The organism is Enterococcus sp. 3C7_DIV0644, from assembly GCF_002141235.1.
GTDB lineage: Bacteria > Bacillota > Bacilli > Lactobacillales > Enterococcaceae > Enterococcus_D > Enterococcus_D entomosocium.
Map to the genome: position 1 here is coordinate 2,774,475 of NZ_NGLK01000001.1, position 25,599 is coordinate 2,800,073.

At 42.4% G+C, this 25,599-nt stretch carries 24 protein-coding genes; 20 read left to right on the forward strand and 4 right to left on the reverse strand.

Annotation, left to right across the window (positions count from 1 at the left end; all coding sequences use genetic code 11):
* Window position 1: 1 nt before the first annotated feature.
* From A5877_RS13005 to A5877_RS13015, 3 genes are all read left to right on the forward strand, one after another.
* Window positions 2-1,462: a glycoside hydrolase family 1 protein gene (locus tag A5877_RS13005; protein WP_086316952.1), complete on the forward strand. Its 1,461-nt coding sequence runs from the start codon at window positions 2-4 to the stop codon at window positions 1,460-1,462.
* Window positions 1,463-1,709: 247 nt separating this feature from the next.
* Window positions 1,710-1,910, forward strand: a complete 201-nt coding sequence (locus tag A5877_RS13010; protein ID WP_005225331.1) for a cold-shock protein — start codon at window positions 1,710-1,712, stop codon at window positions 1,908-1,910.
* 588 nt (window positions 1,911-2,498) lie between these two features.
* Window positions 2,499-2,852, forward strand: coding sequence for a nuclear transport factor 2 family protein (locus A5877_RS13015; RefSeq protein WP_005237337.1), 354 nt, complete (start codon window positions 2,499-2,501; stop codon window positions 2,850-2,852).
* Window positions 2,853-3,301: 449 nt separating this feature from the next.
* On the opposite strand, the gene A5877_RS13020 is transcribed toward A5877_RS13015, so the two are convergent.
* Entirely contained in the window at window positions 3,302-4,702 is a 1,401-nt protein-coding gene (locus A5877_RS13020; RefSeq protein WP_086316953.1) for a metallophosphoesterase, read from the reverse strand.
* 392 nt (window positions 4,703-5,094) lie between these two features.
* Here A5877_RS13020 and A5877_RS13025 point away from each other — a divergent pair, with 392 nt between their 5' ends.
* The gene (locus A5877_RS13025; protein ID WP_254907487.1) at window positions 5,095-6,477 is read left to right on the forward strand and encodes a CHAP domain-containing protein; all 1,383 of its coding nucleotides are present in this window, start codon (window positions 5,095-5,097) and stop codon (window positions 6,475-6,477) included.
* Window positions 6,478-6,640: 163 nt separating this feature from the next.
* On the opposite strand, the gene A5877_RS13030 is transcribed toward A5877_RS13025, so the two are convergent.
* Window positions 6,641-8,779 carry a UvrD-helicase domain-containing protein gene (locus A5877_RS13030; RefSeq protein ID WP_086316954.1) on the reverse strand — a complete coding sequence of 713 codons (2,139 nt, stop codon included), beginning with the start codon at window positions 8,777-8,779 and terminating at the stop codon, window positions 6,641-6,643.
* 263 nt (window positions 8,780-9,042) lie between these two features.
* Between A5877_RS13030 and A5877_RS13035 the strand changes: the two genes are divergently transcribed.
* The 10 genes from A5877_RS13035 (at window position 9,043) to A5877_RS17225 (ending at window position 15,863) form a co-directional block, all read left to right on the forward strand.
* Window positions 9,043-10,080 carry an NADH:flavin oxidoreductase/NADH oxidase gene (locus A5877_RS13035; RefSeq protein ID WP_086316955.1) on the forward strand — a complete coding sequence of 346 codons (1,038 nt, stop codon included), beginning with the start codon at window positions 9,043-9,045 and terminating at the stop codon, window positions 10,078-10,080.
* Window positions 10,081-10,294: 214 nt separating this feature from the next.
* On the forward strand, window positions 10,295-11,239 hold the full coding sequence (locus A5877_RS13040) for a tocopherol cyclase family protein (protein WP_086299187.1): 945 nt from the start codon (window positions 10,295-10,297) through the stop codon (window positions 11,237-11,239).
* A 78-nt stretch (window positions 11,240-11,317) separates the two neighbouring features.
* The gene (locus A5877_RS13045) at window positions 11,318-13,297 is read left to right on the forward strand and encodes a S9 family peptidase (protein WP_086316956.1); all 1,980 of its coding nucleotides are present in this window, start codon (window positions 11,318-11,320) and stop codon (window positions 13,295-13,297) included.
* A gap of 298 nt (window positions 13,298-13,595) precedes the next feature.
* The gene (gene rpmG, locus A5877_RS13050; RefSeq protein WP_005225339.1) at window positions 13,596-13,748 is read left to right on the forward strand and encodes a 50S ribosomal protein L33; all 153 of its coding nucleotides are present in this window, start codon (window positions 13,596-13,598) and stop codon (window positions 13,746-13,748) included.
* A 16-nt stretch (window positions 13,749-13,764) separates the two neighbouring features.
* Complete coding sequence (gene rpsN / locus A5877_RS13055) at window positions 13,765-14,034, forward strand: 30S ribosomal protein S14 (RefSeq protein ID WP_005237326.1); 270 nt, start codon at window positions 13,765-13,767, stop codon at window positions 14,032-14,034.
* A 15-nt stretch (window positions 14,035-14,049) separates the two neighbouring features.
* Window positions 14,050-14,184: a putative metal homeostasis protein gene (locus A5877_RS13060; RefSeq protein ID WP_005237325.1), complete on the forward strand. Its 135-nt coding sequence runs from the start codon at window positions 14,050-14,052 to the stop codon at window positions 14,182-14,184.
* A gap of 29 nt (window positions 14,185-14,213) precedes the next feature.
* Entirely contained in the window at window positions 14,214-14,384 is a 171-nt protein-coding gene (gene rpmF, locus A5877_RS13065) for a 50S ribosomal protein L32 (RefSeq protein ID WP_005237324.1), read from the forward strand.
* Between the two features lie 37 nt (window positions 14,385-14,421).
* Window positions 14,422-14,817 carry a hypothetical protein gene (locus A5877_RS13070; RefSeq protein ID WP_008377307.1) on the forward strand — a complete coding sequence of 132 codons (396 nt, stop codon included), beginning with the start codon at window positions 14,422-14,424 and terminating at the stop codon, window positions 14,815-14,817.
* A gap of 14 nt (window positions 14,818-14,831) precedes the next feature.
* Window positions 14,832-15,239 (forward strand): NusG domain II-containing protein, encoded by a 408-nt coding sequence (locus A5877_RS13075; RefSeq protein ID WP_005237322.1) that lies wholly within the window; start codon window positions 14,832-14,834, stop codon window positions 15,237-15,239.
* Between the two features lie 456 nt (window positions 15,240-15,695).
* Window positions 15,696-15,863 (forward strand): hypothetical protein, encoded by a 168-nt coding sequence (locus tag A5877_RS17225; protein ID WP_005237320.1) that lies wholly within the window; start codon window positions 15,696-15,698, stop codon window positions 15,861-15,863.
* A 42-nt stretch (window positions 15,864-15,905) separates the two neighbouring features.
* On the opposite strand, the gene A5877_RS13085 is transcribed toward A5877_RS17225, so the two are convergent.
* Entirely contained in the window at window positions 15,906-16,511 is a 606-nt protein-coding gene (locus A5877_RS13085) for a TetR/AcrR family transcriptional regulator (protein ID WP_005237309.1), read from the reverse strand.
* Between the two features lie 174 nt (window positions 16,512-16,685).
* On the opposite strand from A5877_RS13085, the gene A5877_RS13090 reads away from it, so the two are divergent.
* A complete protein-coding gene (locus A5877_RS13090) occupies window positions 16,686-20,912 on the forward strand; it encodes a 2-hydroxyacyl-CoA dehydratase (protein ID WP_086316957.1) in 4,227 nt (1,408 codons plus the stop codon).
* A 199-nt stretch (window positions 20,913-21,111) separates the two neighbouring features.
* Complete coding sequence (locus A5877_RS13095; RefSeq protein ID WP_005228765.1) at window positions 21,112-21,819, forward strand: GntR family transcriptional regulator; 708 nt, start codon at window positions 21,112-21,114, stop codon at window positions 21,817-21,819.
* Window positions 21,820-22,019: 200 nt separating this feature from the next.
* Here the strand turns inward: A5877_RS13095 and A5877_RS13100 are convergent, their stop codons facing one another.
* The gene (locus A5877_RS13100; RefSeq protein ID WP_176256977.1) at window positions 22,020-22,667 is read right to left on the reverse strand and encodes a YigZ family protein; all 648 of its coding nucleotides are present in this window, start codon (window positions 22,665-22,667) and stop codon (window positions 22,020-22,022) included.
* A gap of 104 nt (window positions 22,668-22,771) precedes the next feature.
* Here A5877_RS13100 and A5877_RS13105 point away from each other — a divergent pair, with 104 nt between their 5' ends.
* The 4 genes from A5877_RS13105 (at window position 22,772) to A5877_RS13120 (ending at window position 25,548) form a co-directional block, all read left to right on the forward strand.
* Window positions 22,772-23,065 (forward strand): hypothetical protein, encoded by a 294-nt coding sequence (locus A5877_RS13105; RefSeq protein ID WP_005237305.1) that lies wholly within the window; start codon window positions 22,772-22,774, stop codon window positions 23,063-23,065.
* 72 nt (window positions 23,066-23,137) lie between these two features.
* Window positions 23,138-23,458 (forward strand): PTS sugar transporter subunit IIB, encoded by a 321-nt coding sequence (locus tag A5877_RS13110; protein ID WP_005228768.1) that lies wholly within the window; start codon window positions 23,138-23,140, stop codon window positions 23,456-23,458.
* Between the two features lie 106 nt (window positions 23,459-23,564).
* A complete protein-coding gene (locus tag A5877_RS13115; RefSeq protein WP_086316958.1) occupies window positions 23,565-24,875 on the forward strand; it encodes a DEAD/DEAH box helicase in 1,311 nt (436 codons plus the stop codon).
* Window positions 24,865-25,548, forward strand: a complete 684-nt coding sequence (locus A5877_RS13120; RefSeq protein WP_086299190.1) for a ComF family protein — start codon at window positions 24,865-24,867, stop codon at window positions 25,546-25,548. The genes A5877_RS13115 and A5877_RS13120 overlap by 11 nt, the downstream gene beginning before the upstream one ends.
* Window positions 25,549-25,599 lie beyond the last annotated feature (51 nt).

Here is a 25,599-nt window from a genome sequence, read left to right on the forward strand (position 1 = left end):
AATGAAAAGTTATTTTCCAAAAGATTTCCTCTGGGGGGGAGCAACAGCTGCCAACCAAGTTGAAGGAGGCTCTGGGATCGATGGAAAAGGCTTGTCGGTTTCTGATGTCTATCTGTTCGATTCCTCAATGCCGAAAGAACGTTGGACTGACCAATGGCATATGATGACTCATCAGCAAGTTGCAGAAGCACAAGATTCTAACAGCACGAAATACTATCCGAAAAGACAGGGCATCGATTTTTATCATCACTTTAAAGAAGATATTCGCTTATTTGCTGAGATGGGCTTCAAAGCCTATCGGATGTCAATTGCTTGGACACGGATCTTTCCAAAGGGGAATGAGGTAGAGCCAAACGAAGCTGGATTGGCATTTTACGACGCAGTCTTTGATGAATGTTTGAAGTATGGGATTGAACCAGTGGTATCACTATCCCATTATGAGATGCCTTTGTATTTAGTGACTGAGTATGGAGGATGGCCGAATCGGCAAGTGATCGACTTTTATGTCCGTTTTGCCAAGACGGTGATTGAGCGATACCAAAAGAAAGTCAAATACTGGGTGACTTTTAATGAAATCAACTGTGTCAAACACCATCCATATGTTAGTGTTGGGATCATTGAAGAAGGCCATCCAAATATTGAACAAGACAAGTACCAAGGGGCGCACCATCAATTTGTCGCCAGCGCAATCGTGACTGACTTTTGCCATCGATTGATTCCCAATGCCAAGGTCGGCTGTATGATCAGCTATCAATTATTAACGCCGTACAGCTGTGATCCAGATGATGTCCAAAAAACAGTCGAAAGTCAACGAACCTCACTCTTTTTCAGTGATGTGCAGGCAAGAGGCTATTATCCAGCATATGCCAACCGCATGTTTGAAGAAAAAGGAGTGGAATTGGTGATCGAACCAGGAGATTTAGAAGTCATCCGGGAAAACCCTGTGGATTTTGTTTCCTTTAGTTACTATATGTCCAGTGCAGTCAGCGCGCATCCAGAACGATTGGAAAGTGCTGTCGGGAATTTGATTACTGGTGGGATCAAAAACCCCTATTTGCCAAGCAGTAAATGGGGTTGGCAGATCGATCCCAAAGGGTTGCGAACAGCATTGAATCAACTCTATGACCGCTACCAAAAACCTTTGTTTATTGCCGAAAACGGTTTGGGAGCAGAGGATGTCGTAAACGAAGATGGCACCATCGATGATTTTTATCGAATCGACTATCTGCGTCAGCATATTGAACAAATCAATGAAGCGTTACATGATGGCGTCGAGGTCTTTGGCTATACGGCATGGGGTTGCATCGATATCATCAGTGCTTCGACCTCACAAATGTCGAAACGCTATGGTTTTATCTACGTCGACCAAGACGATGAAGGCAATGGCACAAAGAAACGCATCAAGAAAGCATCTTTTGATTGGTACAAAAAAGTAATTGCTTCAAACGGCGCAACTCTTTGATTTTTGATTCTTCCAGATAAAGCAATTCCTAGGCTTAATCATAAGGTTTCTTAACAATTTAGCTTTTTATCAAGAAAAAAGCCCAAATTTATTTGCTATTTTATTTTAACCGTGCTATGATGAATAGGTAAAGTTCTGATATGTTAATACTTGTTTATCTTTTCTATTGATACACACTTCAATTACACATCATTTTCTATTACAAACAAATAAACACAGTCGATGTGTAATATGGAGGTATACGTTTATGAATAACGGTACAGTAAAATGGTTTAATGCAGATAAAGGTTTTGGATTTATTACAGGTGAAGACGGCAATGATGTATTTGCTCACTTCTCAGCTATCCAAGGCGACGGCTTCAAAACTTTAGAAGAAGGTCAAGCAGTGACTTTCGACGTTGAAGAAGGCCAACGTGGCTTACAAGCAACAAACATCGTTAAAGGTTAATTGACGTTAACAAGCGAGAATCCATTGGGTTCTCGCTTTTTTTTGTTTTATTTTATGTAAGTATTGAAATGGATAGGGTTTTGATGATCTGCTACAAGAGAATAGTTGCAGGATTTGAGAGCCTAACATGGTAAATAGTACATCTTTGCTTTCGATAGTCAACTAACCCTAAGCGTTGTGTTTTACTTATCCATGATTTCTCATTCGATGATAAGCGTATAAAAAGAGGAAAAGAGAAAGAGGGCACTATACCGTATTCAATAAATAAATGCTTTTCACAGTAAATGAAAAAGTGATTGAACAGGTTTAGTAGCATCGCTATCAATAAAATCACTGATCGCAAGTGATTCAAATGGCATGTCTCATTTGAATAGAATAAAGAAACAAGTACAGTGGAAAATGCCACGATTCAATGTATGGTCCCCCGTACTTATACAAGAGTAATCGATGTGCAATATCGATAATTCTTATTCGTTTCATCGATATTGTCTTGAATCAATTGCAAAAGTAGAATATATTGATACAAATTAGATACTTTTTTTATTGCAGATGGGAACAAAGATGATTACCTATCGAGGGGGAATCTATATGAAGCCAAAAGAAATACTTTGCCAATGGGTTGATGCGTTTAATCAAGCAGATGTAGAATGTATTTCAGAATTATATGATGACAATGCAATAAACCATCAGGTTGCCAATGAGCCAGTTATTGGGAAAGAAGCGATAAAGCAGATGTTTGAGCAAGATTTTTCTAACGCAAAAATGGTTTGTATCGTTGAGAACATTTTCGAAGATGGACAATGGGCAATTTTAGAGTGGCGTGACCCATTAGGTTTGAGAGGCTGCGGTTTTTTTCAAATAGTAAATGATAAAATTTTATTTCAAAGAGGCTACTGGGATAAATTATCTTTTTTAAAACAGCACGACTTGCCTATTGAATAAAAGGAATTCCCGTATAGGAATGGTTAGCAGATATGCATGACAGGAAGGTTAATCGCTTCACGTAAAATTCTTAAAGGGCAACACTGTATGAAAACAAAGCTTTTTGTTTAAGTAATGTTTAAGAATAAGTACGTTTCCTTCCATTTGCACTCTGTCTCGTGGTATTGTTATTAACAAGCGACAAATATTTTTGTACCACACGTTACTTGTTTTGAAGAAATTTATTCAAACCTGGCGTAACTTCAGAGTTACAAGGATACAATAGAGGTTAGGGATTGTATCGTTTAAATGAGAAATAAATAATAGTAGTAATAGTATGCTGCACTTTCAAAGAATAAATATTGACTCGTCAGATAGCCTTCTCGTTTACCCAAACGAGAGGGCTATCGTTCATTAGAAAAGAAAAAGTGTCTTTTTCCTAAAAGAAAGGAAGAAGACACTTTTTGGCTTTATTCTGCTTTGAGGGGGATCGTCAGCTTGCGATCATCGGTTTGATCGTCGAGCATTGAATCGACATATTGCTTCAAAAAGTAAGAATAGGTCGCTAACCACTGATACTCCTCGGAGTCTTTGATGGCAGCTATTTCCTCGACTGAGTAAGTATCATTGCCAGTAAAAAGGGCCGTGTTCAGCTTCGTGACAAACGTGCAAAGTTGTGTGATCTGGGCTTCTGACAGTTCAGACACGGCGGACAATTGGTCGCGGACCAGTTGGTCGGTGTCATTTTCAAAAATACTTTTCTGGTAGTTTTGATAGTCCAGTAACTGTTCATCAGTTTGCTTCGTTTCAGCCGCCCAAGCATCTAGATCAATTTGACGAGCTTCATAGTCGATTTCCTTGTCAGAAAGAGAAAGGACGCCGTAGCCTAATTCTGCTGTTGAATAAGACCCAGTGACTGCTTCATAAAGCGAATCATTCCCTTCGTTAATGTCTTGAATGTGGATATGACCAGAGAAAACGGCTGGCACGTTGAAACGGTCCAACAAAGCGACAGTTTCGGAGGCATTATCGAGAACATAACCGTCTTGTAACAATTTATTATGACCAAACAAGTTATGATGTAAAAAGACCAGTGGTACTTGCTCTGCTTCTTTTGTCAGGGTTAATTGCTCCTCCAACCAGGTTAGAGTAGCTGGTTTCAACTCACCATTCGTTGTAGGATCATCCCAATTAACCTCAGAATCGTAGATACATGAATCTAGTAAAAAGAGGCGATACTTGTCATTTAACTGAATGCTGTAGCTAAGGGAAGACTTGTCGATACTGTTGGCTTTTTCGTAACCTTCAGCAAAAATCGTTTGAAAATTCTCAGGACTGATTTGATCGGCATAGTATTCCTTTTCACCTTGAAATGCTCGCGCCCAACCATTGTAAATCTCGTGGTTGCCAGGTAATGATAAAACCATAATGCCAGCTTCTTGCAATGGTTCAAGCAATCTTGCCAACTCTTGAGCACTTGCTTTCTCGCCATTGAGCGTCATATCACCGGTCAAAATAATTCCCGTTGGTTTCTCCTTTAAGGCTTGAGCGGTGAAGGCCTCGATTGATTGTTCTTGATACATCATCTCTTTGCCAGCAGCTCCTTGCGTGAAGGTCTGAAAGGCTTCGCCATTATCATGAAGCGTGGAGGAAAGAAAATGAATATCACTTAAGAGCCAAAACTCACTGTTGCTTGCCTGTTGCAAAGGTGTATCGGCTTCATGCACCTTACGAAATTGAAAGAATAACAGGAAACAGGTGACAAAAAGTGTAAGAAGTGCCAATGGCCAAAACCATTTTTTGTGTGTACGAATCGCGATTCCCTCCTCGCTTGTTTTATTTATTATAGGAAGGAAAAGGAATCTTGTCACATAAAGGGTCTTTTTTTGAAAGATTTCTTGTTTTCATAGTTTTTCTTGTTAAAATAATTCCGAAAAAACTATAAGTGCTCTTATTTGGGTGCTTTTATGTGATAAAAATAGCTAAAATAGAAAGAACATCATTTTTTGAAAATGAAAAGAAAACGCGGTGTTTTATTCAGAAACATTGATTTAACCGTCTTTAATTGTTCTGTTATTTATCGCTGAGATAAATGCAATGTTAGATTGAAACATTTTTGTAACATTTCCTTTATCTGTGTGTCATATCATTATGGTAGAATTCATTTGTCGTTAAATCGAACATTAAACTTTCTTAGACAAAATTAAGTTTTTATAAAGGCAGTTCATCTGTCAAATCAACCAGCTAGTCGGAGGAAAAACGAGTGAAGAATAGTTTGTTATCAGCATTAATGGTGTGTTCACTAACATTAACAGCAGTTGCAGCACCTGCATTAGCATTTGCAGATTCCATTGATGATCAAATCGAGCAGCAAGACCAAAAAATCAATTCTCTTAAAGGTCAGCAAGCTGACGCCCAATCACAAATCGATTCTCTAGAAGCAGAAATTGAAACAGTGAGTGCAAAAGTTGCTTCATTAGAAGCGAAACAAGTTGAGTTAGGTCAAGAAGCTGAGAAATTGCAAGACAAAATCGCAACATTGAAATTGCGTATTGCCAAACGTGAAGAAGCAATCCAAAAGCAAGCCCGTGATGTACAAGTTAACGGTCAAAGCACCAATTTCATTGATGCTGTTTTAGAAGCAGATTCTTTAACGGATGTTATCGGTCGAGTACAAGCGATGACAACGATCGTCAATGCAAACAATGATTTAGTTGAACAACAAAAACAAGACAAACAAGATGTTGAAGACAAAGTCAAAGAAAACGAAAGCAAGATCCAAGAAGTTGCTGCAAACCAAGCAGAACTTAGCCAACAAAAAGATGCCATTGCAGCAAAACAAGCTGATTTAAATGTCTTGAAAGCAAACTTAGCAGCAGAACAAGCAACTGCTGAAAAAGACAAAGATGCATTGAACAAGAAAAAACAAGAAGCGGAAGCTGAAAAAGCCCGTGTCTTGAAAGAACAACAAGAAGCTGCTGCTGCTCAAAAAGCAGAAGAAGAAAGACAAGCTGCTGCTTTGAAAGAAGCACAAGAAGAAGCTGCTGCCCAATCAACAGAGAGCACGACAGAAAATACAGTTGCTTCTACTGAAACAGCAACAAGTAGTTCTTCAAGCAACACAAGCTCAAGTTCAAGCAATACTAGCAGTTCTAACAGCTCAAGTTCATCGAACACAAGCTCTTCGAACACTGGTTCAAGCAATTCAAGTTCAAGTAACTCAGGTTCAAACTCTTCATTAAACAATGATTCTACCGGAAGTACTTCTACAGGCGGCGGAAAAGATCATTCAAGCTCAGGGAACATGTATGCTTGGGGTCAATGTACTTGGTACGTGAAAAACCGCGCTCCTTGGGTAGGTACTTACTGGGGTAACGGGGCCCAATGGGGTGCGTCAGCTGCAGCTGATGGGTACACTGTCAATGGTACACCAGCAGCCGGTGCTGTGGTAGTCTTTGCCGCTGGTCAATCAGTTGGTGGCGTTTGGACTGCTGATCCAACTTATGGTCACGTAGCCTATGTTGAATCATACAACCCATCAAACAATACGATCACGATCTCTCAAGGCGGAATGGGCTTTGACAGTCCTGGTGGACCAAACACTGCAACATTGAGCGCATCTGGATATACTTACATCCATCGCTAATCAAATCAAAAGCAAAGCATCAACGCAATCGCGTTGATGCTTTTTTATTTGATCGATCGCTTTCTAAATCGGTCAGACAAGAGAATTACCCAGAGAGACAAGACAGGGTTCTCTCAAATCTTATCAAGATTCTATAGAAAATAGGAGGTTTCTCGTTCTACTATCAAATAGTGAGAAACGGTGAAAAGGTCGTTTTTGAAGTTACCATCAGTTCTTCCATTGCACGAGAAATCGCCGTATAGAGAATCCGCTGATCTTGATCGGTATGATAATTTTCTGCTGAAACATCATATAAAAGAACCTGCTTAAATTCCAATCCTTTGGCAAGATGAATCGGTAAAACCGTTCCATGAAATGACACGGCCTGTTTATCGAAGAATTGTTTAAGCTCTTCACTGGATCGACTATCTTTTGTGATGATCGTTACTGGCTGCTTAAGTTCCTTTACTATGTCTACCAAGGCAACGTCAGTCAGATTGGCATAAAACTGTGGCAACTTTCCTGCTGGTCGAACGGCAGAGATGTTTAAATTGGTTTCTTTTGGTAGCATTTGAGCAAATAACCGTGTGATTACACCGCTAGACCGATAACTCGTAGTCAGCTGATACGTTTCGAGGGATTTCGCCTGTTGTTGAAATATCGTTTGGATTTCTGATACGGTGATGGCACTTGTAAAAATCGCCTGTTGCTGATCCCCCACGAGGGTGAAAGCGGTCATAGGAAAAAGACATAATAGAAACTGCAGTTGTGCTGGCGTATAATCTTGGACTTCGTCGATAAAGAGATAGCGCAAAGCAGGGACAGGTTGTTTTTCGGCCACCAAATGACGTATCAGCAATAGACAAACAGTATAATCCAAACTATCTGTTGTTTGCGTCAAAGCGATCTGTCCATGAGTAAAATAGTCGGCACTGTCTGCTAACAATTGTTTCGTATCAAACCACGTAAGGTCGTTGATTTGTTTCGTAACTTTTTCATATTTTTTCTTTAGGAGGCGAAGGGCTGCTTTCTGAATCGTTTTTTCTGAATCATCTTTTAAAACTGTCCCTAAAAGGGATCGTTGTTCATCTTCAGTCAAAGAACGAACTTGGTCGTGAACATTCGCTGCTAAGGCATTTTTTTGCAATCGTTCCTCCCAAGCGTAAGCCAATTTCTTTTTGACAGCTTGGATGCGATCGCGCAAGGGTGCCTGTTTCGGTGTTTCTTGGAAGAAAGTGTCGATCGTTTCTTCAGAAAAAAGGACGACGTTTTTTCTTTTGATTGGTTTAAACTGAAGCACAAGTTCTTCTGGCAGCTGTTTGCTCAAGGATTGAAGAAAGCGGCTGAAGTCAGCACTGCGTAAAAGTTCGATTGCTTCACTGGGTGCTTGCTGGATGCGGTCAAAATAAGCCTCTTCCGATTCTAAGTCAACGCTAGGAAATGCTTGGCAAAACTGCCGCATGGTCAACGTCAATGGATTTTTTTCGCCGAGGGAAGGCAGCACTTGCGAAATATAATCAATAAACCGCGAATTCGGGGAGAGGATCAAGACATTCTCTGCGGTCATCTCTTCACGAAAATGGTACAGCAAAAAGGCGATCCGCTGCATGACAGCAGAAGTTTTTCCGCTTCCAGCAACACCGTTGACCAGTAGGTTTTTATGCGCTAAGTCACGGATGATGACGTTTTGTTCGTGTTGGATCGAAGCAGTGATATCCTGCATTTTTTGGCTATTATTGGCTTCAAGGGCTGCCAGTAACACTTCATCTTGAATCGCCACTGAGGTATCAAAGGCTTGCTTCAATTGATCTTTTTCGATAATAAATTGACGGCGTTGTTCAAGAACGGCAGAAATCGTCTGATTGTTCACTTGATAAGAGACCGGACCAAGGCGTTTGGCATAGAACAATTCGGCAATTGGGGAGCGCCAATCATAGATCAGCCCTTCCTTATTTTCATTAACAAAACCATTGATCCCAATGTAAAAATCTTCTATCGTTTCCTCATCTTCAAATTGTAGGGAGATTTTACCAAAGTAGGGACTATCCAGAAGACGGTCGATGGCAGCTAATTCACGTTCAGCAGATTGAAGAGCGGCGTTCATTTGGTCTATCTCACGATTCTTACTTTCGATGGCAGCAAAAGTATCTAAACGGTCAGCAAAATTATCAAAGTTTAAGCGAATTTCTTCGCCGATGCTTTGCATCGCAAGGCGATCTTTTTTTCTGCCTTCAGTCAAGAAACTGTTCAGCACTGTCTTTCGTGTCAGCAATTGCTGGTACGTGTCTGCGAGATGCTTCTTTTCAGCCTTTAGGTTGTTCATTCAGACTCACATCCATTCTCCAAAGTAACTCAATTATACGGGCATCCACCAAAAATACTAGTCTATTTTTTTGACTCTGGATGCGGTATAATAATAGTGGGAAGAGGCAGCTGATTGTTCCAATGTCATGGGAGCAAGCAGAATGCGTCTATTTTTTTGTTTTAAAAATGAGAAAAAGGGTCATTGCTTGTGTTTTTGAAGGGGCTGTTTATACTGAATATAGAGAAAAATACAAAGCGAAAAATCGTTGAGGGAGTGTCAACATGTCCAAACTATTGTCACCAGTGAAGCTAGCGAATTTAACATTGGCCAACCGCGTCGTTATGTCGCCGATGTGTATGTATGAAGTAAAAAAAGAAGACGGTGTTGCGGAGCCCTTTCATTTTGTTCACTATGGGGCACGAGCATTAAGCAAAGCCGGATTGATCATTATCGAAGCAACTGCCGTTGAACCAGACGGACGAATCACAAACAATGATCTAGGGTTATGGAATGAAGAACAGCAAACAGAACTGAAGAAATTGGTGGAACTGCTGCATGGTTTCAATGCGCAAGTAGGCATCCAACTAAGCCATGCAGGACGAAAAGCAGTTGATGCCACCAATCCTTTGGCACCAAGTGCCGTTGCCTTTAACGAACGCTACCCGTTACCGTCAGAAATGACCCTGGCGGAGATCAAACGGGTGCAAGACAGTTTTGTTCAGGCTGCCCAACGAGCAGCTAATGCGGGTGTCGCGATGATCGAACTTCATGGGGCTCATGGCTACTTGATGGATCAATTTCTTTCGCCATTCGTCAATCAACGCACCGACCAGTATGGTGGTTCCTTAGAGAATCGGTATCGCTTTGTAAAAGAAACGGTACAAGCAGTTCGGGCGGTCTTTTCTGGGGCATTGTGGATGCGCTTGTCACTGACAGACTATGAAGAACCAGGACGCCAAAATTCGTTGGAAGATTGGCAGCAAGTAGCCCAATGGCTTCAAGCAGATGGCATTGATTGTCTTGATTGCTCAACCGGTGGTGTGGTGGATAAAAAGCCTAATATTCCGATCTATGATGGCTACCAAGTGCCCTTTGCTGCAGCCATCAAGCAAGTGGTCGATATTCCCGTAGCAGCAGTCGGTTTATTGGATAATCCTGATCTTTGTGAATATCTTTTGCAAACCAATCAAGTGGATTTGGTTTTACAAGGCCGCGCATTGATCAGAAATGCCAACTGGTTGGCAGATGCAGCGGCTAAACTTCACGATAAGTCCTTTCAAGCGTACAATGATTCCTATCAACGTGGGGTGAAACGTTGATATATTTGATAAAAACATCTCCTAGAAGAAAATTCTTCTTAGGAGATTTTTTTATTCTGCTAGAATATTTTTCAAACGAGTGATGAAAGAGCAATAAACAAAGCCAGAAACAAGTGTCTTACTTGTTTCTGGCTTTTTTTACATAGAAAAAGCATTATCCTGAGGAATCTTTCTGCTTCATGCTACACTAAAAAAGAAACGGAGGGAAATCAAGATGTTGACAACAGATCAGTTCTTTCACGGCCACGACAAGCAGACCGCTTTTTTTGAAGGCTGGTACCATAAACACCAAATCGGTGAAGAAGTCTATGCTTTTATTCCTGGTTTTTCGATTCAAAAAGACGGGACCAAAGAAGTATTCATTCAAGTGATCAATCATGAGGGTGCGCATTACTTTTCCTTTCCAGAAACTGACTTTCAAGTGTCTGAAGAGGAGCGTAAAGTAACGATTGGTGACAATATCTTTAGTGAAGCAGGCATCCAAGTCTCTTTAAAAAATAACGAACTTCAAGTACAAGGGTCAGTAAAGTATAACGACCACAAACCGATTCAGCGGACACGTTATGCGCCGAGTATCATGGGTCCTTTTTCGTATCTGTCATTTATGGAGTGTTATCACGGGGTCTTGAGCATGAGTCATACCTTAGAAGGTACGCTGCAGTGGAACGACGAAGCAATCGATTTTACGAACGGGATCGGTTATTTGGAAAAAGATTGGGGAACCTCCTTTCCAGCAGCTTATATTTGGGTTCAATGCAACAGCTTTGATGCGCCAGATGTTCGGTTCTTTTTCTCCGCAGCCGACATTCCCTTTGCTGGTTTTGCTTTTTTGGGAACGATTTGTGTTCTGCAAGCCGGGAGCCAAGAATATCGTTTTGCTACTTATCATGGTGCAAAGATTCATGATGTCAAACGCACGGAAGACCGTTTAGTGATCCATCTCAAACAAAAACAATGGTCCTTAACGATCGAAGTTTTGACGAAAGAAGGACATTCTTTGAGGGCACCTTCTATTGGGCAAATGAATCGGATCATTCGCGAAAGTGCCAGTACGGAAATTGCCTTGACCCTTTTAGAAAATGGGCAGGAGATCTTAAGGCAGACAGGGATGTCGGCTGGTTTTGAAGAAGTTGCGAATTTGCGAGGATTTCACTATTAAAAAAAGCAGAAAAATTCGTTTCTTTTGATATACTAGTAGATAGTTACTACGAAAACACGTATATTTGGAGGGAAATGGATGAAAAAAATAACGAATGAGACACTGTTTGAACTGAAAACGATTGCGCAGCCTGCAGTGGGGCAAAATCAGGTTTTTTACTTGGAAACGGTAGTCAACCCAGAGACCAACACGTATGATTCAGCGATTTATAGTATTGACGCAAAGACCAATGAACGGCGTGAGTGGGGCACCGAAGCGACGACCCACAACAGTCTAAAGGTCTCGCCAGATGAGCAATGGCTCAGTTTTGTGACGACCGATCCAAAGAAAGGTGAAAGTACGTTATGGACGATGCCGATATCCGGCGGCAAGCCCCAAGCACTTGTCACTGAAAAAGGTCTGGGCGACTATTTTTGGGAGCAAGACGCAACGGCTATCTATTACCAGCTGGCACAAGAGGAGACAGTTTCAGAGGATCAAGACGACAAAGAAAAGACGGACAAGCAGAAGGAATTTCCACAAGTAAAAGCTACTACGAAAGTCAATTATTTGGCGGATGGCGTCGGCTTTTTAAAAGAAAAAAAACATTCGATCATCAAAAAAACGATCGCGACACAAGAAACGGAACTGATTTTTGAGCATAAGTATCCCTTTGTGTTCTCTGGCTTAGCGGATGATCAAGAGACTTTGTTTCTCACTTTTGACAAAGAGGAAGAAGACGAGTGGGACTATGGATCGAAGGTTTGTCTCCTAAATAGCCAGACGAAAAAGACAGAAAGTTTAGAAAACATTCTGCCAGAAGGAACGTATACTTTTGCTGCAGCGCGCAATGATCAGCTATTACTATTAGGCAATGATCTTTCCTATGGTTTTGTGACCTTGGATGATTTGTTTTTGGTCGACTTAAAAACAAAAGCGGTCAAAAATCTTTCCCAAGATCTTGACATCGCTTTTGGCAATGCGATCATCAGTGATTTTCAACAAAAAAATCGCGGCGTAGCGATCACCTGGTTGACGGATGACACATTCCTTGTACCCGTAACGGAGCATGGCAAGCTACAATTGTACCGCGCCTCGATCCAAGGAGAATGGACCAAACTGCTTGATGAAAAAATGGATATCCTTGATGCGGCGATCTATTCGGAAGCCAAACTTGCTGTTGCTTATGCGACGCCAACGATCCCTAGTCGCTTAGGCTTGGTTGACTTAACAAGTGGCGAAGTAACTGATCTATACGATCCCAACCAAGCAGTTATGTCAAGGTTAGCGATCAGTAAACCCGAAGCGTTTTGGTACGAAGGAGCAGATGGTTGGCAAATTCAAGGCTGGTATTTGCCCCCGACCGAAACACAAGAAAGTCATCCAGCAATTTTGTACATCCATGGCGGTCCGCAAGTCTGCTACGGGGAAACATTTTTCCATGAGATGCAAGTCCATGCCGCTAACGGTTATGGGGTCATCTTGTTGAACCCTCGTGGCGGGCAAGGGTACGGTCAGGCGTTTGTCAAATCGATTTTAGGTGATTATGGCAATAAAGATTATCAAGACTTACTGTTGGGGGTGGATGCCGTGGTGGCAAACCATCCAGAAATCGATACGAACACGATCCATGTAGCTGGCGGCAGCTATGGTGGCTTTATGACCAACTGGATCGTTGGTCATACCGATCGTTTTTGTGCGGCAGTTACGCAACGCTCGATCTCAAATTGGATCAGCTTTTATGGGACGAGCGACATTGGACCTGCCTTCGTCAAATTCCAATTGTTGCGGGAACTTGATGAGACCGAAGGACTTTGGAAGATGTCGCCTTTGGCCTATGCCAGCCAAGTCAAGACACCTACGCTAGTCCTCCATGGGGAAAATGATTTGCGATGTCCGCAAGAACAAGGACAGCAGTTTTACATGGCGTTGCAGCGTAAAGGCGTCGATACGAAGCTGATATTGTTTCCTCAATCCTCGCATGGTTTATCACGCAATGGCTTGCCGAACTTGCGGATAGAACGCTTGCAGGCGATCAGTGAATGGCTTGCATCACATGAGAACAAATCAGTAAATTAACCGAAAGAAATCACCTGATAAAGGATCACGACATGGGCTGCTTGAAAAGCCCGACCAGTGATTCCTTAAAGATCAGGTGGTTTTTTTGCGCGATCAAAAGCTACAGGTTCCTGTTACCTTGCCGCCAATGACAGCAACGATTGAAAACAAATTCATATGACGTTTTCTTCACGTGTTAAATAACAAAAAGAAGAAATAGTTTTGCTTGCTTCCTATGTTTGAGTGTGATATGATACAAAACGTAATCGTTACACTTTAACCTTTTTTGGTGTGACGCAAGAGAAAGGAGCTGGTTATTATGAGAAACAATATTATTTTGGCATGTGTGGAGACAGGGGAAAGACTTTATTTGACTAATAAGAACCAGCGCAATACGCCGGAACGTTTAGAATTAAAAAAATATTCACCAAAGTTGCGGCGCAGAGCGATTTTTCGTGAAATCAAGAAATAGGAAGGACAATAACTGAATGGCAAAAAAATCAAAAATGGCAAAATACAACAAGCAAGTACAACTGATCGAACAATACCGAGCAGTGCGTCAAGAATTAAAAGCGCAAGGAGATACCCAAGCATTGGCCAAACTACCGAAGGATTCGAATCCGACTCGTTTGAAGAAACGGGATATGATCGATGGTCGTCCTCGGGGCTACATGAATAAATTCGGCATGTCACGGATCAATTTCCGTAAGCATGCACACCTCGGAGAAATTCCCGGCGTTACAAAAGCAAGCTGGTAACAGAAAGGAGTCAACATGGAAAAAACGGACTTGTCTAGTGCGTATCGACGTTTAAAGAGCCCGAACATCAAAACAAGGAAACGCGCATTAAAAATCATTCATGAATTTAAACGAAACAAACGAAAAAATGCATTGCAGCTGCGTGCATAATGAAAAAGTGAAAGAAAGTTGGAAATGACATGGCAGTACCTGCAAGAAAAACATCAAAAGCAAAAAAGAATAAGCGTCGGACCCACCATGGCGTCAAATCCCCAGCGATTTCGTTTGATGGGACAACAGGAACCTTCAAGCGCAGCCACCATGTATCTTTAGCAGAATACAAAGCACAGCACCCAATCGAAAAGAATTAACGCCGTCTTATGACGCCGTCCAGAAAGCAGGGGGAAAATGGAGATCATCTATCCGTCATTGATTGAAGAAGCCTACCGTCACAGTAAAAAATTTCATCCAGAGATCACCAAAGAGGCCATCTATCGCCATTTTTACGAAGCTGGTTTAATCAAAGAAAATGGCGATCCAACGGAAAAAGCCTTGTCAGAAGGGGTCGTTAAAGATTATACTGAGGACTGGGATCTTACCTTTGAAGAATTTTTGATGATCTACCCCGTGTTTCGTTCCTTTGACCCAAAGCATTTCAAGAAGATCGATCATTTTTGGGAAATGGATTTGGCTTTGCAAGAACAAATTCTTGACCAATGGGAACGAGAAACCTTCACAGAGGAAGAGATCATTGATCTGACTGCCTTTTTTGAAGAGCGATTACCTTCCGAAAATGAACAGTGAAAGGCGTACATGTGATGAAAAAGACGATCCAGCCATTTTTAAAACTATTAAAGCCCTATGATTATCTATTGTTTGTTCTATTAGTTGTTGGCTCTTTTTTACCGCTTTTTCTATTTGAAGCGCAAGCTCAAAGTGATACCGGCGATCGGTATGCAATCGTGCGAATAAATGGAGAAGAGGTTGACCGTTTTAACTTAGAAGAAATCGATGCGATGGAAAAAACCTACTATCCAGCAGAAGGTCAGTACAATATCGTCGAGATCAAAGATGGCGCGATCCGAGTTCGTGAAGACAATAGTCCCGACCAGATTGCTGTCAAAACCAGCTGGATCTATCGCAATGGGCAGACGAGCATTTGCCTGCCTCATAAGCTGGTGATCGAGATCAAGCAAGCTGGTGCCTCTGACTATTTAATTTATTAATCAAACTTCGTGGTAGTTGGAAACTATACTATTTTGTGTTGGTGGGAAATCGTTGGATTTTCTACTGACACTTTTTTATTGAAACTAGAAAATAAGTGTGTCTGTCTAGAGACAATCTGTCGATCAAACTCAGTCTCATTTGATAAGAAACGAGGAGCACATGAAAAAGATAAGTTTCTGCAAACATCCCTGAAATCAAAGGGATGTCAATAATGCTACATTGCCAGAAATAGGGAACTGTGAAGGGGAAAAGGAAAGATCGTGCCGTTTGTTCAACAAATTTTCTTCTAAACCTAGAAAAACAGTTCAGCATTACGAAGCATTGGTTGCGTCTAAATCGCTTGTCCAATAAAGAGGAACGAAAACCCTAAAAATCCTTTTTATGAAGGGCTATAAGTTGAAGATTTTTTTTATTTGCGATAGGCTATTAGTAAAGCATTCGGGAGATGAAAACACATGAAATTTAAATTGAATCTAAAAGAAAAAGTAACGGAAGTTGCAGAGCATGTCTATGATGTGGTGAAAAAGGAAGATTATGCGATTCGTGTGGCTCCAAAAGGAATCAAAGTAACGAAACAGCGTAAGACGAAAGACACGATCAAATGGCGTTCAAAGAATCACTAATTGAGGAATAAAAAAGAAACTGCATATTCGCAGCTTCTTTTTTTATTCCTCAATCTCAATCCCCAAGACAGTCAGGTGGCCGTTTGCCACCAGTTTGATGACAAGTTTTGCTAGATGGTCGGGTGTCATCGTTGTTTCTGCCGTTAGCCACCAATGCAAGGTACCAACAAATATCGAGGTCATATAGTCAATGATGAAGTCTAAGGGCACTTCAATGTCTCCTTCGGTGATTCTCAACGTTGAAAAGATCTCTTGGTAACGTTCAGTCAAAATCAGGCCCAATTTTTTACGGATGATCTCAATGGCAGAGGCATCCATGATCGTCAAATAAAAGGAACGATTGTTTTGAATGTGTAAAAAAAGTTCGGTCATGGCCGCTTCGATTTTGCGGATTTTGATGCGATTGCCTTGAACAAAATCTTCAAAATCAAGAATCGCGGTAAATGATTCGACAGCCAAGTCAAATATCTTTTCATACAAGTCTTGTTTGTCTTTGTAATGGGCATAAAAGGTTGCACGGTTGATCATGGCTTCGTCGGCGATATTTTGGACAGTCACTTGCTCGAATCCTTTTTCTTCCACTAAGCGGATAAAAGCTTCAATAATGTACTTATTGGTTCGTTTGACACGTAAATCCAATTTTTTCATATTGTGAATTTCCTTTCAAAATAAACAACAAAAAACGGGTAATTGTTGTTTATCCCACACCTTCCTTAGAATTGTTTGTTGAATTATCAATTAAAAGAATTACAATGAACATAAGTATTATAACAAACGGCTTGTTAGATAATCAACAAAGTGTTGTTTAGATGGAGGCAACAAATGAAAAAATATAAAGCGGGTATCGATGTCGGGTCGACAACAGTCAAGATGGTTCTGTTAGATGAAGGCAATCAAACGTGTTTTTCAAGATATGAACGGCACTATGCAGACATCCAGAAGGCAGCGGAAAAAATCATTAGAGAAGCGCAAGAAGTGATCGAAGATCAGCCGCTTGCGCTGGCGATTACCGGATCAGGTGGGATGGGTCTGGCGGAAGTTTTGCGGATCCCATTTGTCCAAGAGGTCATCGCTTGTACCAAAACAGTTGAGACAGTGATTCCCGAAACCGATGTGGCCATCGAGTTAGGCGGCGAAGATGCGAAGATCACCTTTTTTGAAGGGGCATTGGAGCAGCGAATGAACGGCAGTTGTGCCGGTGGAACGGGTGCGTTTATTGATCAGATGGCGGTTTTATTGAAAACGGATGCCAATGGGGTCAATGAACTAGCCAAAGATTATCAAACCCTTTATCCGATTGCCTCACGCTGCGGGGTCTTTGCCAAAACCGATGTGCAGCCGCTGATCAATGAAGGAGCAGCAAAAGCAGACATTGCGGCGAGTATCTTTCAAGCGGTGGTCAATCAAACGATTGCTGGCTTGGCTGCTGGTCGTAAAATCAAAGGCAAGGTAGCCTTTCTAGGTGGACCGTTGACGTTTATGTCGGAATTGCGTCAACGATTTATCGATACGTTGAGCCTGCAAGAAGCAGACATCATTTTTCCCGAGAACCCAGAACTGTTTGTAGCGATGGGGGCCGCACTGTATGCAGAAGAAGAGCAACAGCTTTCCGTGCTATTAGCCCGCTTAGCCAACGGAGAAGATGGCAAACTCGCGCCAACTGATACATTAGCCCCATTGTTTAAAGACGAGGTGGAATTGACTGCTTTTCGTGCTCGCCATGCTCAAGCGGTTGCTGCAGAAAAAGCGTTGTCTGAGCATACAGGCGCTGCTTATCTAGGCATCGATGCAGGATCAACCACAACGAAAGTGGTTTTGATCAATGATGCAGGGGAATTATTGTTTTCTTTCTATGGCAATAATGAAGGTGAACCGTTAGCGACAACGATGGCGGTTTTACAAGAGCTTTATCGTCAGATGCCTTCTGACGTTTACATCGCAAAGTCAACGATCACAGGTTACGGCGAGCATTTGATCAAACATGCACTGAAAGTCGATATCGGTGAAGTGGAAACGATGGCCCATTACAAAGCTGCCGAACATTTCCAGCCGGGGGTTGATTTTATCCTAGATATCGGTGGACAAGACATGAAGGCGATGACGGTTAAAGATGGCGCGTTATCTTCGATTCAATTGAATGAAGCCTGTTCCTCAGGATGCGGCTCCTTCATTGAGACTTTTGCCAAATCTATGAATCAGGATGTCAAAGAATTTGCGTTGGCAGCTACAAAAGCCCAAGCACCGGTTGACCTTGGTTCGCGTTGTACCGTCTTTATGAACTCAAAAGTGAAACAGGTCCAAAAAGAAGGGGCTTCTGTTGGCGACATTTCAGCCGGCTTGTCTTACTCGGTCATAAAAAATGCTATCTATAAAGTTATCAAGGTTCGGCGACCTGAAGACCTCGGCGAGAAAATCGTCTGCCAAGGAGGGACTTTCTATAACGAAGCGGTTCTGCGCGCTTTTGAATTGATCAGCGGCCGTGAAGTCGTTCGACCATCGATCGCCGGTTTGATGGGGGCATATGGTGCCGCCTTGATCGCTTTAGAAGAAGCAGCCCTTGACGATGTTAGTACGTTGTTGTCTCCAGCAGAAATGGCCGATTTCCAAGCAGAAAAAGAATTTACGAATTGCGGTCTATGCGAAAACAATTGCTTGTTGACGGTGACCCTCTTTTCTGACGGTCGAAAATTTATTACCGGGAATCGCTGCGAACGTGGTGCGCGAATCAAAATCAAGAAAGAAGACCGCAAAATCAATCTTGTGGATGAAAAATATCGCCGCTTGTTTAAGTACCGTTCCTTACGTAAAAAAGAGGCCGTCCATGGCGAAATCGGCCTGCCAAGAGTATTGAATCTTTATGAAAATTATCCGCTTTGGCATACCTTTTTCACCAAGTTAGGGTTTCGAGCAACCTTGTCGCCACGTTCCAACAAAGAACTATATGAGCAAGGGATTGAAACGATTCCTAGTGATACGGTTTGTTACCCAGCCAAACTAGCCCATGGACACATCCAAGCACTGATTGATCAAAACGTACCGTTGATTTTTTATCCAGGTGTTATTTTTGAGCGACTAGAGAACACTGCCGCTGAGAATCATTTTAACTGTCCAATTGTGCAAAGCTATCCAGAAGTGATTCGTAATAACGTCGATGCGATTCGTGAAGGGGCGGTTGACTACCGCTGTCCGTTTTTGAATTTGGCGGATGAAGCCTCAATGGTCAAAACTTTAACGAGTACTTTTCAAGATTTTGGTTTTGTAGAAGAAGAAATTGCCCAAGCCCTACGCAGCGGTTTCGAGGAGCTGGATCAGTTCAAGACAGATATTGCGCAACGGGGAGAAGAAACGCTACGTATGCTGATGACGACCAATCAAAAAGGGATCGTTTTATCTGGAAGACCATATCATTTGGATCCTGAAATCAACCATGGGATTGCAGAAGTCATTACCCAAGAAGGCTTCCATGTATTGACTGAGGACAGTATTGCTCATTTAGCAATTGTCGGCGATCTGAGGGTTGTGGATCAATGGGTCTATCATTCGCGATTGTATGCGGCAGCTCGAGTGGTCGCGAAAAACAAACAATTAGAACTGGTTCAATTAAACTCATTCGGTTGCGGGATCGACGCAGTCACTACTGATCAAGTCGAAGAGATTATGGCGCAGTATGGGAAGTTATATACGGTGTTGAAAATCGATGAGGGAGCGAACCTTGGGGCAATTCGAATTCGGTTGCGTTCCTTGAAAGCAGCAGTCAGCGAACGGGACAAACAGCACTTTGTTCCTAAAAAGCAATACGAGGAACCGGCAAAGATTATTTTTACCAAAGAGATGCGCAAGCAGCACACGCTCTTATTGCCGATGTTGAGTCCCATCCATCAAAGCGGGTTAGTCGATGTTGCTTTGCAAGCTTCTGGGTATCAAGTGGTCTGTCTACCTAGTGAAGATCGTGAGGCGGTTAATGTCGGTTTACGCTTTGTCAATAATGATGCGTGCTATCCGGCGATCATTTCCATTGGACAGCTAGTAGAAGCATTGCAAAGCGGAAAATATGATGTTGAAAATACCAGTGTTTTGATGACTCAGACGGGCGGCGGATGTCGTGCAACGAACTATATTCCTTTGTTACGTAAAGCACTGAACGATGCAGGATTTCCACAAGTGCCGGTGGTATCTATTTCGATGGGCAACACCGGGGTTGAATCAAATCCGGGCTTTCGCTTTACCTTACCGATGATGAAGCGTTTGGCGGTGGCATTTTTATACGGAGATCTCTTTGAACGGGTCGTTTATCGCACCCGTCCGTATGAGCAAGAAGCAGGGGCTGTCGATCGGCTCCATCAAGAATGGCTGGAAAAAATTGCCAAAAATGTCCGCAATGGCTCCTTCAGTCTGTTTAATCGAAATATGAAAAAAATCATTCAAGCCTTTGATCAAGTGCCGATAAGAGATATCAAGAAGCCGCGTGTCGGTGTCGTGGGAGAGATTTTAGTGAAGTATTCACCGACTGCCAATAACGATGTCGTTCGCCTGTTAGAAGCAGAAGGAGCGGAAGCGGTCGTACCAGATATTGTCGGCTTCATGAATTATTCCCTCTACAATCAGATTTGGCGCTACGAGCATTTGGGGATGGCGAAGAAAAGTAAAATGATCGCTGATTTTGCGATCATGGCGATTGAAAGGCTCCAAAAACCGATGGATAAAGCACTGAGGGCGTCAACGCGTTTTGATGGTATCCATTCGATCCATCAGCTTGCGGAGCAAGCGAGCGAGATTGTTTCCATTGGTAATCATACGGGAGAAGGCTGGTTCTTGACCGGTGAGATGATTGATCTATTGGAAAATAATGTCAACAATATCATTTGTCTGCAACCATTTGGCTGTCTGCCCAATCATGTGGTAGGAAAAGGTGTTATGAAAGAATTACGTCGTCAATACCCGCAGGCGAACATTGCGGCCATTGATTATGATCCAGGTGTCTCAATCGTCAATCAATTGAATCGTATCCGCTTGTTGATGGCCACTGCCAATAAAGCGTTGGCTGAATAAATTCTCAAGCCAGCGACCGAACCAATTTAAAAGAAAAGCGACTGCTCTTGTTTGGACATTTTGTGATAACTTCTTTCTTCTGCCTATAAAATAGGGAAAGAATTCGCACAAATTGAGAAAAACAGAGCAGTTTTTGCTTTTTTTATTAGCTATTTAGGTATATACCAGTTATAATAGGAGGGGAACGGAGGAATGTGTAGTGGTGGAAAAATTACCTGTTTATATCCAAATTCATGATCAAATTAAAGCCAATATTGAAAACAATACATACAAAATCGGGGATCGTCTGCCCTCAGAGCGCGAGTTGTCGAAACAATTCGGCGTGAGTCGCATGACGTTGCGACAAGCGATCCAAACCTTAGCAGATGAGGGGATTCTTGAGCGTAAAATCGGTTCCGGCACTTATGTGGCTCGCCAAAAAGTACAAGAGAAAATGACGGGCACGACGAGTTTTACCGAAATCATGAATTCTCTTGGTCGTAAGCCTTCCAGCAAAGCGGTCGCTTATTTCTTGACGGCACCTAGCTCCAGTGAGATGGAAAAGCTGCAATTAGAAGGTCACGAAACGATTTTACGGATGGAGCGGATTCGGTATGCGGATGATGTGCCGATCTGTTTTGAAGTAGCGAGTATCCCTGAAAAGTTTATTCATGACTTTAGCAAAGAGGAGATCATCTCTTCCCTCTATAAAGTTTTAGAGGAAAAAGGACAACGGAAAATCGGTGGCGCTTCACAGACAATCTCAGCCATGGTCGCTTCCGAGCAAATTGCTGATTACTTACAAATCAAACGCGGCGATGCGATTTTACGTATGCGGCAAATCACTTCATTTGAAGATGGTCAACCATTTGAATACGTGCGCACCCAATATGTTGGTAATCGTTTTGAATTTTATATGGAAAAATAACCTGTCTCTTCCAATTGGCAACAAAAAGCCCAAAAAAGCCGAAAGGACCCTACGAGCGTATCTGCTGTTGCTTAGCGTCGCTGGGTGTATGACCGTTTCGGCTTTTCAAATATTTGGGCTTCCTGCATTGGTTGTAGCAAACTTGGCAGCGTCCTCCTTGAGGAAAAGAGCACACACTGGAAGGTCTTTAGTAAGCTGGCTTACTCTGTTGACTGCTCGATCAAGCGTTCTACATATTCGGTAGTCCCTCTGGTCAATTGCACTTGACCTTGTAGCAAATCGATCAGAGCGGCTTCTTGGTCGGCAAGTACTGCTTCAGGAATCATTAAGGTGACAACGATTTTCTCCGTATAAGCAATATCTTTTATATAGATATTCTGCAGTTCTAAGTAGTTTTGGAGCTTGCCTAAAAGGGGATAATCGATGGTCAAGGCAAGTTCTTGATGCAAAATACCCTCGACGATTCCTACCTCTTTGATTCCAGCAGAGGCCGAACTTGAATAAGCGCGAATCAATCCACCAGCACCCAGTTTCGTTCCACCGAAGTAGCGGGTAACAACGGCGATCACATTGATCAGTTCGTTTTTCTTTAACACTTCTAAAATCGGTACCCCAGCGGTGCCGCTCGGTTCACCATCATCACTGCTGCGCTGGATCTCATGATTTTCACCTAATACATAGGCGCTGCAATGATGATTTGCCTTCCAATGCTCTTTCTTGAGGGCTTGAATAAACGCTTTGGCTTCGTCTTCTGATTGAATTCGTTTTAATGAACAGAGGAAACGCGATTTTTTGATTTCTATTTCTGTTTCTCCGTCTTGTCGAATCGTTCGATAAGTCACGCGCACGATCGCCTCCTTTATGTTTCTAGTATAGGCAATCGGAAGGAAAGTTACAAATAGAAGAAAGAAACAGGTACGAACATAGACCCTAAAAAGAGGAGGCAGTTGCTTTGGGTAGACGCAAAAAGTACGATACGATCACTCACTATTTAAAGAACAACGGCGGTTCGCAAATCACCTTAACGTTTACGCAGTTTGATGAATTTCTTTTCCCCGCATCCGGTTTGCCCAAAAGTGCCCGCACCAGTAGCGATTGGTGGGCGAATGATTACCGCCATCCAGAAAATGGGGCTTATGCGTGGCTGAATGCCGGCTACGAGGTAGTCCTCGTCAATTTAAAAAAAGAGTACGTCGTTTTTAATCGTTTAGTAAAATCAAACTGGTTGCTGGATAGAAAGCGTTGACAAATTTCAAACTTGTTCTATACTAGAGATAGGAAATGTTATCTTATTCTTAAAATTCAAGGAGTGTTCGATATGGCGAAAAAAACAATTATGTTAGTTTGTTCTGCAGGGATGAGTACAAGCTTATTAGTAACAAAAATGCAAAAAGCAGCTGAAGCAAAAGGATTAGAAGCAGATATTTTTGCAGTTTCCGCATCAGAAGCAGATCAACATTTAGAAAGCAAAGACGTAAACGTTTTACTATTAGGACCACAAGTTCGTTTCATGAAAGGCGATTTCGAGAAACGTCTAGCGCCAAAAGGAATTCCATTAGAAGTAATCAACATGGCAGATTACGGCATGATGAACGGCGAAAAAGTCTTAGATCAAGCTTTGACATTGATCGGCGAATAAGCAAGACCTGCTGTTGAAGCAAACAAGAAACCTGTAATCGGTTCAAGTACTTTTCAAAAAGTACTTGAACCGATTTTTTTGCGTACTTAAAACTGAGGTGTATGTTATGACCAATCAAAAAGGAAGACAATTTTTTGTTTTAGATGAAACAATGAGTGTAGGAAAAACTTTTGATTCTCGACCGGCAATGCTCGAGCAGGGGAAGAGAATCGTTTGTCAGCGTTGCGGTTCTTCCCACCACAAGCCGTCGGTTCTATTGCCGATAGGCTGCTATTACTGTCCAACTTGTATTCGCTATGGTCGGATCACATCAGATGGCCAACTCGTAATTCAACAAACGGATCTTGCAGCCTTTGATCACAAGATCGTTTGGCCAGGAGTGTTGACTTCGTTTCAGCAAAAAATTTCTCAGCAACTAGTGGCAAATTGTCGACAAAAGAAATCGTCTCTTGTTTGGTCAGTCACGGGTTCAGGGAAGACCGAGATGATCTTTGAAACGATCCGCCACATACGGCAAGAAGGTGGTCGTGTGGCGATCGTCTCGCCACGGATCGATGTCTGCCGTGAACTGTTCCCCCGGATTCAACAAGCGTTCCCACAAGAGGAAAGCCTGCTCCTTTATGGGAAATCAGAAGAACCTTATCGTTATACAACGATCCTTATTGCCACCACTCATCAGCTACTGCATTTTTATCGCAGCTTTCAACTGATCGTGGTGGATGAGATAGATGCATTTCCCTACGAGGGCGATGCGCAGCTGCGTTACGGATTATACAATGCCTTGGCAGAAAACGGGTGTCTGATCTATTTAAGTGCGACGCCTTCAAAACGATTGTTGCAAGAAATTCATTTGGAATTTGCAGTGTTAAAAATGCCTCTACGGTTTCATCAGCGTCCGCTGATCGTTCCGAAACCTATTCATTATAGCCGCTGGGCGCAGGCTTATCGCAAAAAACGTTGGCTGCGACCATTGCTACAGCACTTGCAGCGGTTGGTTAAAAAAAACTTTGTCTTGGTATTTTGTCCAAGTATTCAGCTGATGAAGGAAATGGAAGGGGCTGTCCGCAGGCAAGAAGCATCATGGCTCCTCACTAGTGTTTCTTCACAAGATGAAAAACGGAGGGAAAAAGTCCAATCGGCACGCAGCCAAGTGTACAAGGTGTTGTTTACAACGATGATTTTAGAACGAGGTGTAACGTTTGAAAATGTCTCAGTGGTGGTACTGGGAGCCAATCACCCGGTCTTTACAAAATCGGCGTTAGTACAAATCGCTGGCCGTGTCGATCGCAAAGGTGCGTTTACAGAAGGGGAAGTCATTTTTTTCTACGACCAAATGACAGAAGCAATCCGTCAAGCAATCAAAGAAATCAATGAGATGAACCAATTAGCAAAGAGCTGGTTGACCGATGGAGTGTAGTTGGTGCCAAATATTTTTTTCAAGAGAGGTAACGATCATTGAGCTGTTGGCTCCTTGGCGCATCCCCGAAAAAGAATTATGTCCACAATGCGCTCAGCGATTTACAGTGATCGATTGGCAAAGCTGCTGCCCAACATGTGGCAAAAAGGATACCATTTCCTGCAGTGACTGTCTCTTTTGGGCGAAAACCTGTCCCATGATCCATTTGCAGCATCGGGCACTGTTCGCTTACGATCAAGGGATGAAGGAGTGGATTCACGAATACAAATTAATGGGAAACTATCAGTTGCGAGAGACCTTTGCTGCTGCCATCAGACAAAAGATCAACAACTTTGATTACGATTGTTTGATACCCATCCCGCTATCGGCAGAACGTTACCAGGAGCGAGGGTTTAATCAAGTGACCGCTGTGCTGGACGCAGGCGGAGTTAAGTCGAAAGAATGGCTGGATAAAGTGGTTGATACCGCACCACAAGCTCAACGTTCTCGCAAGCAACGATTAGAGGAGGTGCAACCTTTTGCGGTGAAGCCAGAGGCAACGGTTGAAATAAAAAACAAGAAACTGTTGTTGATCGATGATGTTTACACTACCGGTAGAACGTTATATCACGCAGCTGAAGCATTGCAGACCTTTGGCCCCCAGTCGATTCGATCCTTTTCCTTTGCCCGTTGAATCGTTATTTTGAAAACGCTTAAAGAAATTTGTTCGATTTACTAGGCAAAT

Bases quoted from the DNA above. Each gene is read 5' to 3' on its own strand.
- A5877_RS13005 (WP_086316952.1), top strand. From the start codon at position 2: ATGAAAAGTTATTTTCCAAAAGATTTCCTCTGGGGGGGAGCAACAGCT.
- A5877_RS13010 (WP_005225331.1), top strand. From the start codon at position 1,710: ATGAATAACGGTACAGTAAAATGGTTTAATGCAGATAAAGGTTTTGGA.
- A5877_RS13015 (WP_005237337.1), top strand. From the start codon at position 2,499: ATGAAGCCAAAAGAAATACTTTGCCAATGGGTTGATGCGTTTAATCAA.
- A5877_RS13030 (WP_086316954.1), bottom strand. From the start codon at position 8,779: ATGAACAACCTAAAGGCTGAAAAGAAGCATCTCGCAGACACGTACCAG.
- A5877_RS13035 (WP_086316955.1), top strand. From the start codon at position 9,043: ATGTCCAAACTATTGTCACCAGTGAAGCTAGCGAATTTAACATTGGCC.
- A5877_RS13040 (WP_086299187.1), top strand. From the start codon at position 10,295: ATGTTGACAACAGATCAGTTCTTTCACGGCCACGACAAGCAGACCGCT.
- A5877_RS13045 (WP_086316956.1), top strand. From the start codon at position 11,318: ATGAAAAAAATAACGAATGAGACACTGTTTGAACTGAAAACGATTGCG.
- rpmG (WP_005225339.1), top strand. From the start codon at position 13,596: ATGAGAAACAATATTATTTTGGCATGTGTGGAGACAGGGGAAAGACTT.
- rpsN (WP_005237326.1), top strand. From the start codon at position 13,765: ATGGCAAAAAAATCAAAAATGGCAAAATACAACAAGCAAGTACAACTG.
- A5877_RS13060 (WP_005237325.1), top strand. From the start codon at position 14,050: ATGGAAAAAACGGACTTGTCTAGTGCGTATCGACGTTTAAAGAGCCCG.
- rpmF (WP_005237324.1), top strand. From the start codon at position 14,214: ATGGCAGTACCTGCAAGAAAAACATCAAAAGCAAAAAAGAATAAGCGT.
- A5877_RS13070 (WP_008377307.1), top strand. From the start codon at position 14,422: ATGGAGATCATCTATCCGTCATTGATTGAAGAAGCCTACCGTCACAGT.
- A5877_RS13075 (WP_005237322.1), top strand. From the start codon at position 14,832: ATGAAAAAGACGATCCAGCCATTTTTAAAACTATTAAAGCCCTATGAT.
- A5877_RS17225 (WP_005237320.1), top strand. From the start codon at position 15,696: ATGAAATTTAAATTGAATCTAAAAGAAAAAGTAACGGAAGTTGCAGAG.
- A5877_RS13085 (WP_005237309.1), bottom strand. From the start codon at position 16,511: ATGAAAAAATTGGATTTACGTGTCAAACGAACCAATAAGTACATTATT.
- A5877_RS13090 (WP_086316957.1), top strand. From the start codon at position 16,686: ATGAAAAAATATAAAGCGGGTATCGATGTCGGGTCGACAACAGTCAAG.
- A5877_RS13110 (WP_005228768.1), top strand. From the start codon at position 23,138: ATGGCGAAAAAAACAATTATGTTAGTTTGTTCTGCAGGGATGAGTACA.
- A5877_RS13115 (WP_086316958.1), top strand. From the start codon at position 23,565: ATGACCAATCAAAAAGGAAGACAATTTTTTGTTTTAGATGAAACAATG.
- A5877_RS13120 (WP_086299190.1), top strand. From the start codon at position 24,865: ATGGAGTGTAGTTGGTGCCAAATATTTTTTTCAAGAGAGGTAACGATC.